We start from the raw sequence: 13,921 nt of genomic DNA on the forward strand, positions 1-13,921 counted from the left end.
CAGCGCGCCCGTTGCCATATGCCTGCCCTCGCCCTTCTGCTTCTTTGCATCAGGGGTTAGTGCGGGACCGCCAAGATGTCAAAACCACACTGCACCGATGGCGCGGATATCGCGCAGCCACGCCACAGTTTCGCGGTATTCAGGGGCAGAAAATATCGTTTGTGACGGCAAAGATCATCAGCGACAGGATCAGCGCCAATCCGCCGGCCATCAGCACCCGCAAGGCGCGGTCGCTGGGTGCCGAGCCGGTAACCGCCTCCCATGCATGGAACACCAGATGCCCGCCATCAAGAACCGGCACCGGAAACAGGTTGATCAACCCTACCGCCGTGGACAGCACCGCGATGAACCAGATGAAGCTTACCGCGCCCTGGCTGGCCGCCGCACCCGAGGTTTCGGCAATGCCGATGGGGCCGCTCAGGTTGCACGAGGAAATCGCGCCGGTGATCATGTGGTAAAGGCCTGACAGGCTCTGCTGGACGATGTTGCCAACTTGGCTGAAACCGAAGCCAAGCGCCGTGATCGGCCCCAGCGTCTCGGTCTCGGGCACGAAGAACAGCCCGCCGGTGACGCCGATCAGATAGCGCTGCTCAAAGCCGCCATCCTCGCTGGGCACATCCACTTCGCGCGGGGTCAGGGTCATCGGGAAGGCGTCGCCGTCGCGCCAGACCTCAAGGTCCAGCGGAGCGCCGTTCGAGATCAGGACCGCGCTGCGCAGATCCTCGAACGAGGATATCCGGGTATCCCCCACCGACAGGATCACATCCCCGGTTTCCAGCCCGGCGTCCATCGCCGCCGATTGTGGCGTGACCGAGGTGACCAGCGGCGGATACGGATAGGGGCCGGGGAAAGTCAGTTCGCGCCCGTCGCGTTCCACCGTGTAGTCCAGTTCGGGTGCCACCGGCAGGTTGTTCACAAAAGTGCCGAAGCCGCTGAAGTCGGGCACGTCGCGGCCGTGGATCTCGACGATCTGGTCGCCGGGCATCAAGGCCTGGGCGCCAAAGGGCATGGGCCGCAGTTCCGCGATGGTCAGCGGCGCCTTGGCCTGCCCCTGGAACATCGCGATCAAGGCAAAGACGATGATCGACAGGACGAAATTGAACACCGGCCCTGCCGCCACCGTGGCCGAGCGCGCCCACAAGGGCGCGTCATGCATGGTGCGGCGACGCTCCGCCGGGTGCATTTGCTCCAGCGCCCGCGCATCCTTGCCCGAGGCCGCATCGCTGTCGCCCAGGAACTTGACGTAGCCGCCCAGAGGCAGCGCCGCGATCTGCCAGACGGTACCGCGCCGGTCCGTCCAGCGGGCCAGGACGGGGCCGAAGCCCAGCGAGAACACCTCGGCATGGATCCCGCTCCAGCGTCCGACGATGTAATGGCCGTATTCATGCACCGCCACGATGACCGACAGGGCCACCACGAAAGCTGCGATCGTATAGGCCAGGCTGCCGAAGCTGGGGATCAATCCGATGAGTTCCAAGGGCTGGAATCGTCCTTCTTGCAAATGTGTGCCGACGTGCGGCCTTGAGCGGTCAGGCCGCGGTCACGCGTGCGACCTCATCTCTGGCGATTTGGTCCACATGCAGGACATTATCAAGGGTCGGGGCCGCAGACAGGGCCGGATCGCCCGCAAGTCGGGTCAAAACCCCGTCAACCGCTGCCGCCATGTCCAGAAATCCGATGCGTCCGGCGATGAACAGGTCCAGCGCCCTCTCCTTGGCACCGTTGAAGGCCGCCCCGGTCAGACCGCCCGCCGCCATCACAGCGTGGGCCAGCCGCAGCGCGGGGTAGCGGGCCGGGTCGGGGGCGCGAAACGTCAACGCGCCCACCTGCGCCAGATCCAGCCGCGCCACTGGCAGATCGCGCCGCTCGGGCCAGTTCAGCGCATAGCCGATGGCGTGGCGCATGTCCGGCGCGCCCACATGGGCCATCAGCGCGCCGTCGCGAAAGCCAACCAGCGCATGGATCAGGCTTTCGGGATGGACCACGGTTTCGATCTTCTCGGGCGCGATGTCGAAGAATTCATGGGTTTCGATCAGCTCCAGCGCCTTGTTGAACATCGACGCGCTGTCGATGGTGATGCGCTGGCCCATGTCCCAGTTGGGATGGTTCGAGGCTTCGGCCACCGTGGCCTTCGCCAGCCGCTCCAACGGCCAGTCGCGGAACGCGCCGCCGGACGCGGTGATGACGATGCGCTCCACCGCCTCCATTTCCTCGCCCACCAGCGCCTGGAACACCGCTGAATGCTCACTGTCCACCGGCAGGATACGGGCGCCATGGGCGCGGGCCTCGGCCATAAGCAGCGGCCCGGCGCAGACCAGGCTTTCCTTGTTGGCCAGCGCCAGCGTGGTGCCGTGGCGCAGGGCGCGCAGGCCGGGCGCCAGCCCCGCCGCGCCGACGATGGCCGACATGATCCAGTCCGCCGGACGGTCCGCCGCCTCGATCAGCGCCTCGGGGCCCGCAGCCGTGGCGATGCCGCTGCCGGACAGGGCAGCCTTCAGATCATTGTGGCGGGCAGGATCGGCGGTCACCGCCAGTTCGACCTGAAACTCGCGCGCCTGCGCGGCCAGCTTGTCGATGTTCTGGCCCCCGGTGAGGGCCACGACCTGAAACTCGCAACGCCGGCGGCGGATCAGGTCAAGCGTGCTGCAACCGATGGATCCGGTCGCCCCGAAAATAGAGATCCGGCGCATCGCTCATCCGCCCCCCGGCGGAAACGGGACCACCTGTTCCACCAGAAGGAACAGCACCGCTGCGCCCAGAACCCCGTCGAACCGGTCGAAAAAGCCGCCGTGGCCGGGCAACAGGTTCGAACTGTCCTTGACGCCGACCTGCCGTTTCAGCGCGCTTTCGGCGATGTCGCCCATCTGCGACGCCATCGACAGCGCGATGGATATTCCGATGACCTGTGAACCGGCCATCGAGGTCTTGAAGGCGACGAAGCCGACCAGCCCTGCCGCCACCCAGCCCGCCACCGTGCCGGACCAGGTTTTCTTGGGGCTGACGCGCGGCCAGAATTTCGGCCCGCCGAAGGTCTTGCCGGCGAAATAGCCCGCCACATCGGTGGCGATCACGATTCCCAGCAGCCAGACTAGCCATTTCCACGAGATGTTCTCGCGCAGGTCCACAAGACCGTAGCCCGCCAGCAGGACCATCACCGAGAACAGCGCGAAGGCCAGCGGCTGACGCCTGGCTTGCCCCACACCCAGCAGCGCGGGCAGCATCAGCAGCGGCACGCCGTAGCCATCCGGAACCAGCGACAAAACAAGGCTGGCCACGCCGGCCGCCACCGCCACCAGCAGGCTGCGCGACACCCCGGTCATGGTTGCCAGTTCCCAAGTGATCAGGGCGACCGCCACGGCCACGAAGCCAACGAACCAGATGCCGCCCAGATAGATCGCTGCGATGGCCACTGACACCAGCACAACCGACGATGCGATCCGCGGCCCCAGATCTGCCCAACGTCCCTTGCCGGTTTTGGCCGATGGCTGTTGGTTGCCGGTCATCCCGGCAAAACGGCTCCGAAACGCCGCTCGCGTCCGCCGAAGGTCAGCAGGATGTCCGCGAAATGCTGGGGCGAGAAATCCGGCCACAGCGTGGGGGTGAATTCATACTCGGCATAGGCCGACTGCCACAGCAGGAAATTCGACACCCGGCTTTCGCCCGAGGTGCGGATCACCAGGTCGGGATCGGGGATCGCAGCGGTGTAGAGATAGGTATCGAAAAGCTCTGGCGTGATGCTGTCGACGCAGACCTCGCCCGCGGCCACGGCGCGGGCCAGACGGGTGGCCGCCATGGTGATCTCGTCCCGTGCGCCATAATTCAGGGCCACGGTCAGGTTCAGCCGGGTGTTGTCCGCCGTCTGCCGTTCCACCTGTTCCATCAACTGGACCAGCTTGCCGTTCAACGGTGTGCGATCGCCGATGAACCGCACGCAGACGCCGGATTCCATCAGCTCCTGCGCTTCGCTGACCAGATAGCGGCGGAACAGCGCCATCAGGCCCGACACCTCGGCCGTGGAGCGGCGCCAGTTTTCGGTCGAGAAGGCAAACAAGGTCAGGTAGCGCACGCCGTTGTCTGGGCAGGCGCGCACGATTTCGCGGACGCGGGTCGCGCCGGCATGATGCCCCTTCAGACGCGGCAAGCCACGACGAGTCGCCCAACGGCCGTTGCCATCCATGATGATGGCCACGTGTTCCGGTGTGATCTGGCGGTTGTCCTTTGCCGCCATCAGTATGTCTGCCCTGGACGCATCAAGCGGGGCTCCTGTCCTGATATGCCCTGCTTAAACCTGCATGATTTCGGCCTGTTTGGCCTCAAGCGCAGAATCCACCATTGCAACATATTTGTCGGTCAGTTCCTGGATCTCGTCGGACCAGACCTTGTTGTCGTCTTCACTCATCCCGGCGGCCTTGGCGCGCTTCAGCTGATCCATCCCGTCGCGGCGCACGTTGCGCACGGCGACACGGGCATGTTCGGCATATTGCGCGGCGACGCGGGTCAACTCACGGCGACGTTCTTCGTTCAGCTCGGGGATCGGCAGGCGGATGATGGTGCCATCGACCACCGGGTTGATGCCCAGACCGCTGTCGCGGATGGCTTTCTCGGCCTTCTGGACCATCGACTTGTCCCAGATGTTGACGGTGATCATCCGCGGCTCGGGAACGTTCACGGTGCCGATCTGGTTGAGCGGCGACATGGCGCCATAGGATTCCACCATGATCGGATCGAGCATGCTGGCTGAAGCACGCCCGGTGCGCAGCGACAGGAATTCCTGCTTCAGCGAAGCCATCGCCCCGTCCATCCGGCGGGTCAGATCATCGATTTCGATTTCAATCTCGTCTTCGGCCATTTGTTCTTCCTTTCAATCGGTGCGCTTCCGACCGCCTTCAAAACCCGGACCCTACAGGGACCATTGACGGGTTTAAATGCCTATAAGGTTAACCGTGCACGGTTGTATAGGTGCCTTGACCGCTGAGAATTCCGCGGAAGCCCCCCTGCTCATCGAGCGAGAACACGATGATCGGCTTGTTGTTGTCCCGCGCCAGCGCGATCGCCGAGGCATCCATGACGCCCAGGTGCTTTTGCAGAACCTCGTCGTAGGTCACCGTGTCATAGCGTTTCGCGTCGGCGTGCTTGACCGGATCCTTGTCATAGACACCGTCCACCTTGGTGCCCTTGAAGATCGCCTCGCAGGCCATTTCATTGGCGCGCAGCGTCGCGGCGGTGTCAGTGGTGAAATAGGGGTTGCCGGTGCCGGCGGCGAAGATGCAGACGCGTTTCTTTTCAAGATGGCGCACGGCGCGGCGGCGGATGTAGGGCTCGCAGACCTGATCCATCGGGATGGCGCTGACCACGCGGGTATAGACCCCCATGCTTTCCAGCGCGCCCTGCATGGCCAGTGCGTTCATCACGGTGGCCAGCATGCCCATGTAGTCGGCGGTGGTCCGCTCCATCCCCTGCGCCGATCCGGACAGCCCGCGAAAGATGTTGCCGCCGCCGATGACCATGCAGATCTCGACACCCAATTCGTGGACCGACTTCACTTCGGACGCGATGCGTTCCACGGTCGGCGGATGCAGGCCGTAGCCCTGTGTCCCCATAAGGGCCTCGCCCGAGATCTTGAGGAGCACCCGCTTGAACTTGATGCCGCTGTCGGAAACGTCGCCACTCATGAATTCTGCCCTGCCTTCTTCCACGTCGCCCGCACAATGAAGCAGGTTGCCCGCGCTTTCAATTGCGTTCGTCCACACATTCGCTGCGTCGCGGCATCTGATGCGTTCGCACAACGGCAGCAGCAGCGGGGATTGCATCCGGGGCCGTGCTTTGCCATGCGACAGATTACATGATCCAGGACCTTCTCGATACCCTGCCGCCCACGCGCCCCGTCCTTCTGGCCGGTCCGACGGCCTCTGGCAAGTCGGCGCTGGCACTGGCCGTGGCCGAAGCCCAGGGCCGGGTGGTGGTCAATGCCGATGCGTTGCAGGTCTATGACTGCTGGCAGGTGCTGAGCGCGCGGCCCTCGCCCGACGAACTGGCCCGCGCCGAACATGCGCTGTACGGCCATGTCGCCTATGACGCGGCCTATTCCACCGGGCACTGGCTGCGCGAGGTCGCCCCCTGCCTGGATCGCGACCCGGCGCCGATCATCATCGGCGGGACCGGCCTGTATTTCATGGCGTTGACCGAAGGGCTGGCGGATATTCCGGCGACCCGCCCCGAGGTTCGCGAGGCCGCTTCGGCGCATCGTGCGCAGGCCGGACTGGCGGCGATGGCGAATGAGCTGGATCCCGACACTCGGTCGCGAATCGACCTCAACAACCCCATGCGGGTGCAACGCGCCTGGGAGGTTCAGCAGCAAACCGGGCGCGGACTGGCAGACTGGCAGGCGGACACGCCGCCTCCGCGGTTGCCCGCCGATGGCGCCGCCTGCTGGCAGATTGCCGCCGATCCCGACTGGCTGAACGCCCGGATCGACCGGCGGTTCGACGCGATGATGGCGCAGGGGGCGCTGGACGAGGTGCGCGCGATCCTGCCGGTCTGGGATCCCGCGCGGCCCTCGGCCAAGGCCATCGGCGCACCCGAACTGGTCGCCCACCTGCGCGGCGAGATCAGCGAATCGGACGCCGTGGCCCGCGCCAAGATTTCCTCGCATCAATACGCAAAGCGGCAGCGCACATGGTTCCGGCGACGGATGAAGGGCTGGCGATTGCTGGATGCCTGTGCAATCGACGCGTGATTGCGGCAACACACCGCTGATTCGTCGAAAGTTCTGGATACTATTTCTAAACCCGGCTTGGACGAATCTTTCCCCCGTAAGTAATCTGACGCCAGACAGGGAGAGTCCATGTTCGACAGCCAGTCCTCAGATTCAACACAACGGCCCCTGAAGGCCGTTCCGATCTCGCAACTGGCCCGCCAGGGCCGATGGGAAATCGACACGCCGCGCAGCTATCTTGTGCCGGTGCTGCTGTGGTTCACCTGCGGCCAGGGCCGCTTGTCCATCGGGGGCGAGGTGCGGGGCTATACCGCGCACAACGCGATCTTCCTGCCCGCCAACACCTCGCATGCCTGCCAGGCCCTGGGGCGCACGCAGGGCACTGCCCTGTTCATGGGCGGGCGAAAGGATCTTCCGGTACCGCAGGAGGTGCTGCATCTGCGGTTGTCGACGTTGCAGGATCAGGCCGAGTTGAACCAGCTGGTCGAAGGCTTCCGGGCCGACTGCCGCTCGACCCTGCCGTTGACCGATGAGGTGCTGCATCACCGCGCCAGCCTGATTTCGCTGTGGCTGACCCGCAAGCACCTGATGTCCGGCACCCGCAGGATCACCCATCAGCCCGAAATGCCCATCGCCCGCCGCAGCGCCGCGGACTGAGCGGGCGGCCAGATCCCTGGCCAGTTTCAGCGTTCCGGATGCGGCCTTGCGCAGATCCTGTTGCCCTGACGACAGGTGCGCGGGATGATGTGCGATATCCACCAAGATGCCAAAGGCCTGTCGCCATGATTGCCCCGGTTCCTCCGCAGACCCTGCCCTACCATGTCGTGGTGTTTACCTCGCTGCTGCGCACCCCCGATCCCGCCTATGAAGTCATGGCGCAACGGATGGTCGAGCTTGCCCGGAACGCCCCCGGTTTTCTGGGGATGGACAGCGCGCGCGGCACCGATGGTCTGGGCATCACCGTCAGCTATTGGACCGATGAAGCCGCCATCGCGGCGTGGAAGGCCGACACCCGCCATCTGGCGGCGCAGCGGCTGGGAAACACCGACTGGTATGCCACCTATTCGTTACATGTGGCGCGGGTGGAGCGTGCCTATTCCGGCCCGCGCGACATCGAGACGCCCGCTGCTTGATCGTCACGCTGCGCGGGGCAACACCCTGAAACCGCCAACGGGTCAGATCAGGCGTCGGCGGCTTTTTCCTCCAGCGTCAACCATTCGTCTTCGGCGGCGGCCAGGGCGGTCTGGCGTTCCACCAGGGCCTCGGTCGCTTTCTGGAACTTCACCGGCGCCTGGGTGAACAGGTTCGGATCCGCCAGGAACTCTTCCAGCTTGGCGATCTCGGCTTCCAGCCGTTCGATTATGGCGGGCAACTTGTCCAGCCGATGCCGCTCGGTATAGCTCAGACCCTTGTCCGCAACCTTCTGGGGGGCCGGGGCCTCCGGTGCGGGCTTTCGCGGGGGTACCTTGGGGCTGGGCGCTTCGATCGGTGGGTTCTCCGCGCGCTGCGCCCGGTAGTCGCTCCAGCCGCCGGCATAGACCACGGCCCGGCCATCGCCCTCCATGGCGATGGTGGTCGAGGCCACCCGGTCAAGAAAATCCCGGTCGTGGGACACCAGCAGAACGGTGCCGTCGTAGTCGCCCAGCACATCCTGTAGCAGGTCCAGCGTTTCGACATCCAGATCGTTGGTCGGTTCGTCCAGCACCAGCAAGTTGCTGTCGCGCGCCATGATCTTGGACAGCAGCAGACGCGCCTTTTCGCCCCCCGACAGCGAACGCACGGGCGCGCGGGCCTGACGCTCGTCAAACAGGAAATCCTTCAGGTAGCCGACCACATGGCGCGGGGTACCGCGCACCATGATCTGATCGGCGCGCCCTGAAACCCGCATGGTCGGATCCCCGGCCAGAGTTTCCCACAGGCTCAGGTCAGGATCCAGTTGGGCGCGATTCTGATCAAAGACCGCCATTTCAAGGTTTGATCCAAGGCTGACGGTTCCGCTGTCGGGCGCGACCTCTCCGGTCAGCATCTTCAGCAGGGTGGTCTTGCCGACGCCGTTCGGCCCGACAAAGGCCACCCGGTCACCGCGCAGCACGCGCAGATCGAAGGGACGCAGGATAGTGCGGTCGCCGAAGCCTTTGGAGATGCCCTTGGCCTCGATCACCTTGCGGCCCGATTTCTGGCCCGCGGCCAGTTGCAGGTCGGCGGCCCCCTGGCGGCGGATTTGCGCGGCGCGGTCAGCGCGCAGATCCTTCAGCGCCCGCACCCGGCCCATGTTGCGCTTGCGCCGGGCCGAGATACCCTCGACCGCCCAGCGGGCTTCGGCCTTGATCTTGCGATCCAGCTTGTGGCGCGCCTCGTCCTCTTCTTCCCAGGTCTTGTCGCGCCAGACCTCGAACGCGGCAAACCCCTGCTCGCGCCGCCGCACCGCGCCCCGGTCGATCCACAGCGTGGCCCGCGTCAGGGCGGTCAGGAAGGCGCGGTCGTGCGAGATCAGGACAAAGGCGGCGCGGGTGTCCTTCAGGCGCTGTTCCAGCCAGCCGATGGCCTCGATATCCAGATGGTTGGTGGGTTCGTCCAGCAGCATCAGGTCGGGATCTTCGGCCAGCAACTTGGCCAGCGCGGCGCGGCGACGTTCGCCGCCCGAAGCGGCCTCGATGGCGGTTTCCGGACTGAACTTCAGCCCTTCGGACACCATGTCGATCTTGTAGGCCTCGGCGGGGTCCAGCGCGCTGGCGGCGTAGTCGCCCAGGGTGGCGAAGCCCGACAGGTCGGGATCCTGCTCCATGTAGCCCACCGAGATGCCCGGCGTGACCACGCGCTCGCCCTGGTCAGGCTCGACCAGGCCGGCCATGACCTTCATCAGGGTCGATTTGCCGGACCCGTTGCGGCCCACAAGGGCCACACGGTCGCCGGGTTGAACCACCAGACCGAGGTCGGAGAAGACCGGATCGCCGCCGAAAGTCAGCGAGATACCGGAGAGCTGGAGCGCGGGAGGGTTTGCCATGGCGCCGGGCTAGAGGAGCGGTGCCGCAAGATCAAGGGCCAGACGGCGTGCCCGGTCACAACCGCGTGGTTGGCGCCCCGGTTGCCCGCCTGCGTCTTGGCGATGCCCGTCTGCTGCCCTAGGTTTCCAAAGACACCGGCGGCCTATGACCATGCCGCCCCCGGACCCACACCCCGAACAGGAGGCCCGCAATGGACAAGATCACCAAGACCGAGGCGGAATGGCAGGCCGAACTGTCGCCACTGGCCTACAAGGTCACTCGCAAGCATGGCACCGAGCGCGCGCACACGCACGACGACTTTCCCAAGGATCCCGGCACATTTCGCTGCCTGTGCTGTGGCGCCCCCCTGTTCGACCAGAGTACCAAGTTCGACAGCGGCACCGGCTGGCCCAGCTTCTACGCACCGCTCGATCCCGAGATTGTCGGCGAGCGGGAGGATCGACGCTTGTTCATGCGCCGCACCGAAGTGCACTGCAATCGCTGCGAGGCGCATCTGGGGCATGTGTTCCCGGACGGGCCGGCGCCCACCGGCCTGCGCTATTGCATCAACGGGGTGGCCCTGACCTTTGCGCCCGAGGACGACTGACCCTATTCTAGGAAGTCGCCAGCGGTGGGCGTACCGACATTGCCGAAGATCTGGCGCAGCAGGCCGCGATCGGCAACCGACGGGTTGGTGACGCGCGCGGTAAGGGTGACGACCTGGCCGTCCTGCTCGTCCAGGCGGACGATGTTGCGCACAGTGCCGTTGTCGTTGAACAGGATGGCCACGACCTCACGCTCGACCACCTTGGGGGCGCGGGCGCCAAAGGTCTCGCGGGTGCTGGCCACGTAATACCACGCCCGGTCGCCATCGATGCCCTTGTTCAGCGGCAGGCCGATCTTCTCGGCCACGCTGTCGCGGGTGTCCCGGCCGACCGAAACTTCCGAGAGCTGATCCTCGGGCGGAACATAGCCGTGGTTGCGCACGATGGGTTGGCAAGCCGCCGCCAGCAGCACGCCCGCAACGGCAGCCAATCGGCCGGTGCGGCGGATCTGTGGGAAAAGCCGGTTCATCATCTTGCGCCTTGCCTGAGAAGTCGTCATCTGGCACCCGGATTAGCGAAGCCTCCCCCAGTGTTCAAGAATGGATGCCGCATGACACAGGAAACCTCGAACGATCAGCCCGCGTCAGATCGCCGGATTCGCCTCGATTCGCTGCGTCAGCGCCGGGCGCATGACTTCACGGTGATCCTGACCCGCGACGAAATGGAGACCGCCGCCGGGCGTCTGGGACTGGTCGCGCTCGACAAGGCGCGGCTGACCTGCACCCTGCGGCCCAGCGGCCAGCACGACTGGGATCTGGACGGCCAGATCGGCGCAACGGTCACACAGGCCTGCGTGGTCACGCTGGCCCCGGTCCGCACCCGCATCGATGAGCCGCTGACACGCCGCTTCCGGGAAGACTACGTCGAGCCTGACATCGAGGAAGACTCCGAGATCGAGATGCCCGAGGATGACACGCTGGAGCCCCTGCCCGCCGCGCTGGACTTCCTGTCGCTGTTCGAGGAATCGCTGTCGCTGGCCCTGCCGCCCTATCCGCGCGCCGAAGGGGCCGAGATCGTCGAGCAGAGTTTCGCCGAACCCGGCGTGAAGCCACTGACCGACGAGGATACCAAGCCCTTTGCCGGTCTGGCCGGGCTGCGCGACAAGCTGAAGGGCGACGAAAACTGACACGCGGTTGACGGGATTCCGAAAAAACTGCTTGCGCGGCACCGGAAAACCGCTAGAAGACCGACTTCATTTCCATGCGTGCCACTGACACCGGTCAGTTCCGCCACGCCCCTATCCGAAGGTTGAGACATGGCTGTCCAGCAGAACAAAGTCACGCGGTCCCGCCGGAACAACCGTCGCGCTCACGACGCCCTTGTCGCCGGGAACCCGAACGAATGCACCAACTGTGGCGAGTTGAAGCGCCCGCACCACGTGTGCCCGTCCTGCGGCCACTACAACGACCGTGAAGTCGTTGCTCTGGTGGAAGAAATCGAGCTGGACGACGACGCGGCATAAGCCGCCCCTTACCCGGGATACCATGATGGCACGGATGACACGGCAAGGCTCGGTCCGTGCCGAATCAGGTCCGATTACGATATCGGTCGACGCCATGGGCGGCGACCGAGGCCCCGGCGCAATCATTGCCGGTATGGGCCGTGCGGCCCGCGACAATCCCGATATCTATTTTCTGGTCCATGGGGCCGCATCCAAGCTGGAACCGCTGGTCGCCAAAAGGCGTGACCTGTCGGGCCGCTGCAAGGTGCGTGATGCCGAAGGTGTCGTGACCATGGACGCCAAGCCCAGCCATGCCATGCGCAACGGCAAGGGCACCTCCATGTGGTCGGCCATCGAAGCCGTGCGGGATGGCGAGGCGCAGGTCTGCGTATCTTGCGGCAACACCGGCGCGCTGATGGCCATGTCCATGGTGCGCCTGCGCAAGATCCCCGGCATCAACCGTCCCGCCATTGCCTGCCTCTGGCCGTCGCGCAATCCCGGCGGGTTCAACGTGATGCTGGACGTGGGCGCCGACATTCGCGCCGACGCCGAAGACCTTCTGCAATATGCGCTGATGGGCACCTCCTATGCCCGCGTCGGACTGGGCCTGCCGCGCCCGCGTATCGGCCTGCTGAACGTCGGCACCGAAGAGCACAAGGGCCGGGCCGAGCTGAAGCTGGCCCATGACATGATTGCCGCCGCTTCGGAAACCGCGCAGTTCGATTTCGTGGGGTACGTTGAAGGCGGCGACATTCCGTCCGATCGCGTCGATGTCATCGTGACCGACGGCTTCACCGGCAACGTCGCCCTGAAGACCGGCGAGGGCACCGCCAAGCTGATCCGCGAACTTCTGCGCGAAGCTTTCAACCACACCATCCTGTCGCGGTTTGCAGCGCTACTGGCAATCACCTCGTTGCGGCGTCTGGCCAAGCGGATCGATCCGCGCCAGGTCAACGGCGGGGTGTTCCTGGGCCTGAACGGCACCGTGGTAAAATCCCACGGGTCCGCCGATGCCACCGGGATCGCCGCTGCGATCAAGCTGGCCGCCGAACTGGGGCAGGCCGATTTCCCGGAGCGCATCGCGGCACGGGTTGCATCCCTGTCCGACACGGGCCAAGGTGGCGGGACGTCCGGACAGGTATACGGAACCCAGAAATGACAACACGCGCCGCAATTCGGGGAGTTGGCCACTATCTCCCCGAAAAAGTATTCGAAAACAGCGAGTTCGCGGCGACTCTGGACTCCTCCGATGAATGGATCCGGTCGCGATCCGGGATCGAGCGGCGGCATTTCGCAGCCGAAGGCGAAACCACTTCGGACATGGCGGCCAAGGCCGCCGAAGCCGCCCTTGCGGATGCCGGGCTTGGGCCCGATGATATCGACGCGATCGTACTGGCGACCTCCACCGCGGATCTGACCTTTCCCTCCGCTGCCACAATGGTGCAGGACAAGATCGGCATGACCGGCGGGTTCGCCTATGACGTACAGGCAGTCTGCGCCGGTTTCGTCTTCGCCCTGACCAATGCCAACGGTCTGATCCTGTCGGGACAGGCCGAACGCGTTCTGGTGATCGGCGCCGAAACCTTCAGCCGGATCATGGACTGGACCGACCGCGGCACCTGCGTGCTGTTCGGCGACGGCGCCGGGGCCCTGGTTCTGGAACGCGTCGAAGGTGACGGAAGCAATGCCGACCGCGGCATCCTTGCCAGCGACCTGAATTCCGACGGCCGCTACCGCGATATCCTTTACGTCGACGGCGGCGTCTCGACCCATACCACCGGCCACCTGCGCATGCAGGGCAAGGAAGTGTTCCGCCATGCCGTCGAGAAACTGGCCAGCACTGCCCATACTGCGCTGGAAAAGCTGGGAATGACCGGCGCTGACGTGGACTGGATCGTGCCGCATCAGGCCAACCTGCGCATCATCAAGGCCACCGCCCAGAAGATGGGGGTTCCGATGGAGCGCGTGGTCGTGACGGTGCAGGACCACGGCAACACTTCGGCGGCGTCGATTCCCCTCGCCCTGTCCGTTGGCAAGGCCCGCGGCCAGATCAAACCCGGCGACCTTGTGGTCGTCGAAGCCATCGGCGGCGGCCTGGCATGGGGTTCGGTGGTCTTTCGCTGGTAAAAGCCGCGCGACTCAAGCCATTGACACCAAAGGCATTGACAGGCTTTCG

The 13,921-nt window shown here is 65.2% G+C and carries 16 protein-coding genes; 8 read left to right on the top strand and 8 right to left on the bottom strand.

Annotated elements, in window-relative coordinates:
• Positions 1-139: 139 nt before the first annotated feature.
• The 6 genes from rseP to pyrH all read right to left on the bottom strand — a co-directional run bounded on the left by rseP (position 140) and on the right by pyrH (position 5,672).
• Complete coding sequence (gene rseP, locus ACP15K_RS03425) at positions 140-1,477, bottom strand: RIP metalloprotease RseP (protein WP_193140709.1); 1,338 nt, start codon at positions 1,475-1,477, stop codon at positions 140-142.
• Between the two features lie 52 nt (positions 1,478-1,529).
• Positions 1,530-2,690 carry a 1-deoxy-D-xylulose-5-phosphate reductoisomerase gene (gene dxr, locus ACP15K_RS03430; RefSeq protein ID WP_193140708.1) on the bottom strand — a complete coding sequence of 387 codons (1,161 nt, stop codon included), beginning with the start codon at positions 2,688-2,690 and terminating at the stop codon, positions 1,530-1,532.
• 3 nt (positions 2,691-2,693) lie between these two features.
• Complete coding sequence (locus ACP15K_RS03435) at positions 2,694-3,503, bottom strand: phosphatidate cytidylyltransferase (protein WP_193140707.1); 810 nt, start codon at positions 3,501-3,503, stop codon at positions 2,694-2,696.
• Positions 3,500-4,228, bottom strand: a complete 729-nt coding sequence (gene uppS, locus ACP15K_RS03440) for a polyprenyl diphosphate synthase (RefSeq protein ID WP_193140706.1) — start codon at positions 4,226-4,228, stop codon at positions 3,500-3,502. Before uppS ends, ACP15K_RS03435 begins: the two co-directional genes overlap by 4 nt.
• Positions 4,229-4,282: 54 nt before the next feature.
• Positions 4,283-4,849 carry a ribosome recycling factor gene (gene frr, locus ACP15K_RS03445; RefSeq protein WP_193140705.1) on the bottom strand — a complete coding sequence of 189 codons (567 nt, stop codon included), beginning with the start codon at positions 4,847-4,849 and terminating at the stop codon, positions 4,283-4,285.
• Positions 4,850-4,937: 88 nt separating this feature from the next.
• Positions 4,938-5,672 (bottom strand): UMP kinase, encoded by a 735-nt coding sequence (pyrH, locus tag ACP15K_RS03450; protein ID WP_193140704.1) that lies wholly within the window; start codon positions 5,670-5,672, stop codon positions 4,938-4,940.
• A gap of 170 nt (positions 5,673-5,842) precedes the next feature.
• On the opposite strand from pyrH, the gene miaA reads away from it, so the two are divergent.
• From miaA to ACP15K_RS03465, 3 genes are all read left to right on the top strand, one after another.
• Positions 5,843-6,736 carry a tRNA (adenosine(37)-N6)-dimethylallyltransferase MiaA gene (gene miaA, locus ACP15K_RS03455; protein WP_193140703.1) on the top strand — a complete coding sequence of 298 codons (894 nt, stop codon included), beginning with the start codon at positions 5,843-5,845 and terminating at the stop codon, positions 6,734-6,736.
• Between the two features lie 108 nt (positions 6,737-6,844).
• Positions 6,845-7,372 carry a hypothetical protein gene (locus ACP15K_RS03460; RefSeq protein ID WP_193140702.1) on the top strand — a complete coding sequence of 176 codons (528 nt, stop codon included), beginning with the start codon at positions 6,845-6,847 and terminating at the stop codon, positions 7,370-7,372.
• Positions 7,373-7,497: 125 nt separating this feature from the next.
• On the top strand, positions 7,498-7,848 hold the full coding sequence (locus ACP15K_RS03465; RefSeq protein WP_424989820.1) for an antibiotic biosynthesis monooxygenase family protein: 351 nt from the start codon (positions 7,498-7,500) through the stop codon (positions 7,846-7,848).
• A gap of 47 nt (positions 7,849-7,895) precedes the next feature.
• Here ACP15K_RS03465 and ACP15K_RS03470 read toward each other — a convergent pair whose 3' ends face one another.
• Positions 7,896-9,719 (bottom strand): ABC-F family ATP-binding cassette domain-containing protein, encoded by a 1,824-nt coding sequence (locus tag ACP15K_RS03470; RefSeq protein WP_193140700.1) that lies wholly within the window; start codon positions 9,717-9,719, stop codon positions 7,896-7,898.
• A gap of 191 nt (positions 9,720-9,910) precedes the next feature.
• Here ACP15K_RS03470 and msrB point away from each other — a divergent pair, with 191 nt between their 5' ends.
• Positions 9,911-10,306, top strand: coding sequence for a peptide-methionine (R)-S-oxide reductase MsrB (gene msrB, locus ACP15K_RS03475; protein ID WP_193140699.1), 396 nt, complete (start codon positions 9,911-9,913; stop codon positions 10,304-10,306).
• A 2-nt stretch (positions 10,307-10,308) separates the two neighbouring features.
• On the opposite strand, the gene ACP15K_RS03480 is transcribed toward msrB, so the two are convergent.
• Entirely contained in the window at positions 10,309-10,803 is a 495-nt protein-coding gene (locus ACP15K_RS03480) for an outer membrane protein assembly factor BamE (RefSeq protein WP_226925699.1), read from the bottom strand.
• Positions 10,804-10,854: 51 nt separating this feature from the next.
• On the opposite strand from ACP15K_RS03480, the gene ACP15K_RS03485 reads away from it, so the two are divergent.
• The 4 genes from ACP15K_RS03485 (at position 10,855) to ACP15K_RS03500 (ending at position 13,872) form a co-directional block, all read left to right on the top strand.
• Positions 10,855-11,430 (top strand): YceD family protein, encoded by a 576-nt coding sequence (locus ACP15K_RS03485; protein WP_226925698.1) that lies wholly within the window; start codon positions 10,855-10,857, stop codon positions 11,428-11,430.
• Between the two features lie 129 nt (positions 11,431-11,559).
• Positions 11,560-11,766, top strand: coding sequence for a 50S ribosomal protein L32 (gene rpmF / locus ACP15K_RS03490; RefSeq protein ID WP_193140698.1), 207 nt, complete (start codon positions 11,560-11,562; stop codon positions 11,764-11,766).
• Positions 11,767-11,800: 34 nt separating this feature from the next.
• A complete protein-coding gene (gene plsX, locus ACP15K_RS03495) occupies positions 11,801-12,904 on the top strand; it encodes a phosphate acyltransferase PlsX (RefSeq protein WP_424989902.1) in 1,104 nt (367 codons plus the stop codon).
• Positions 12,901-13,872 (top strand): beta-ketoacyl-ACP synthase III, encoded by a 972-nt coding sequence (locus tag ACP15K_RS03500; protein WP_193140697.1) that lies wholly within the window; start codon positions 12,901-12,903, stop codon positions 13,870-13,872. Before plsX ends, ACP15K_RS03500 begins: the two co-directional genes overlap by 4 nt.
• The last annotated feature ends 49 nt before the right edge of the window (positions 13,873-13,921 follow it).

Source organism: Fluviibacterium sp. S390 (assembly GCF_049800695.1).
In the GTDB taxonomy this organism is placed as follows: domain Bacteria; phylum Pseudomonadota; class Alphaproteobacteria; order Rhodobacterales; family Rhodobacteraceae; genus Meridianimarinicoccus.

Coding starts and splice junctions, on each gene's coding strand:
- uppS (WP_193140706.1), bottom strand. CDS start 4,228: ATGGCGGCAAAGGACAACCGCCAGATCACACCGGAACACGTGGCCATC.
- miaA (WP_193140703.1), top strand. CDS start 5,843: ATGATCCAGGACCTTCTCGATACCCTGCCGCCCACGCGCCCCGTCCTT.
- ACP15K_RS03485 (WP_226925698.1), top strand. CDS start 10,855: ATGACACAGGAAACCTCGAACGATCAGCCCGCGTCAGATCGCCGGATT.
- plsX (WP_424989902.1), top strand. CDS start 11,801: ATGACACGGCAAGGCTCGGTCCGTGCCGAATCAGGTCCGATTACGATA.
- pyrH (WP_193140704.1), bottom strand. CDS start 5,672: ATGAGTGGCGACGTTTCCGACAGCGGCATCAAGTTCAAGCGGGTGCTC.
- ACP15K_RS03500 (WP_193140697.1), top strand. CDS start 12,901: ATGACAACACGCGCCGCAATTCGGGGAGTTGGCCACTATCTCCCCGAA.
- rpmF (WP_193140698.1), top strand. CDS start 11,560: ATGGCTGTCCAGCAGAACAAAGTCACGCGGTCCCGCCGGAACAACCGT.
- ACP15K_RS03435 (WP_193140707.1), bottom strand. CDS start 3,503: ATGACCGGCAACCAACAGCCATCGGCCAAAACCGGCAAGGGACGTTGG.
- ACP15K_RS03480 (WP_226925699.1), bottom strand. CDS start 10,803: ATGACGACTTCTCAGGCAAGGCGCAAGATGATGAACCGGCTTTTCCCA.
- ACP15K_RS03470 (WP_193140700.1), bottom strand. CDS start 9,719: ATGGCAAACCCTCCCGCGCTCCAGCTCTCCGGTATCTCGCTGACTTTC.
- ACP15K_RS03460 (WP_193140702.1), top strand. CDS start 6,845: ATGTTCGACAGCCAGTCCTCAGATTCAACACAACGGCCCCTGAAGGCC.
- ACP15K_RS03465 (WP_424989820.1), top strand. CDS start 7,498: ATGATTGCCCCGGTTCCTCCGCAGACCCTGCCCTACCATGTCGTGGTG.
- dxr (WP_193140708.1), bottom strand. CDS start 2,690: ATGCGCCGGATCTCTATTTTCGGGGCGACCGGATCCATCGGTTGCAGC.
- msrB (WP_193140699.1), top strand. CDS start 9,911: ATGGACAAGATCACCAAGACCGAGGCGGAATGGCAGGCCGAACTGTCG.
- frr (WP_193140705.1), bottom strand. CDS start 4,849: ATGGCCGAAGACGAGATTGAAATCGAAATCGATGATCTGACCCGCCGG.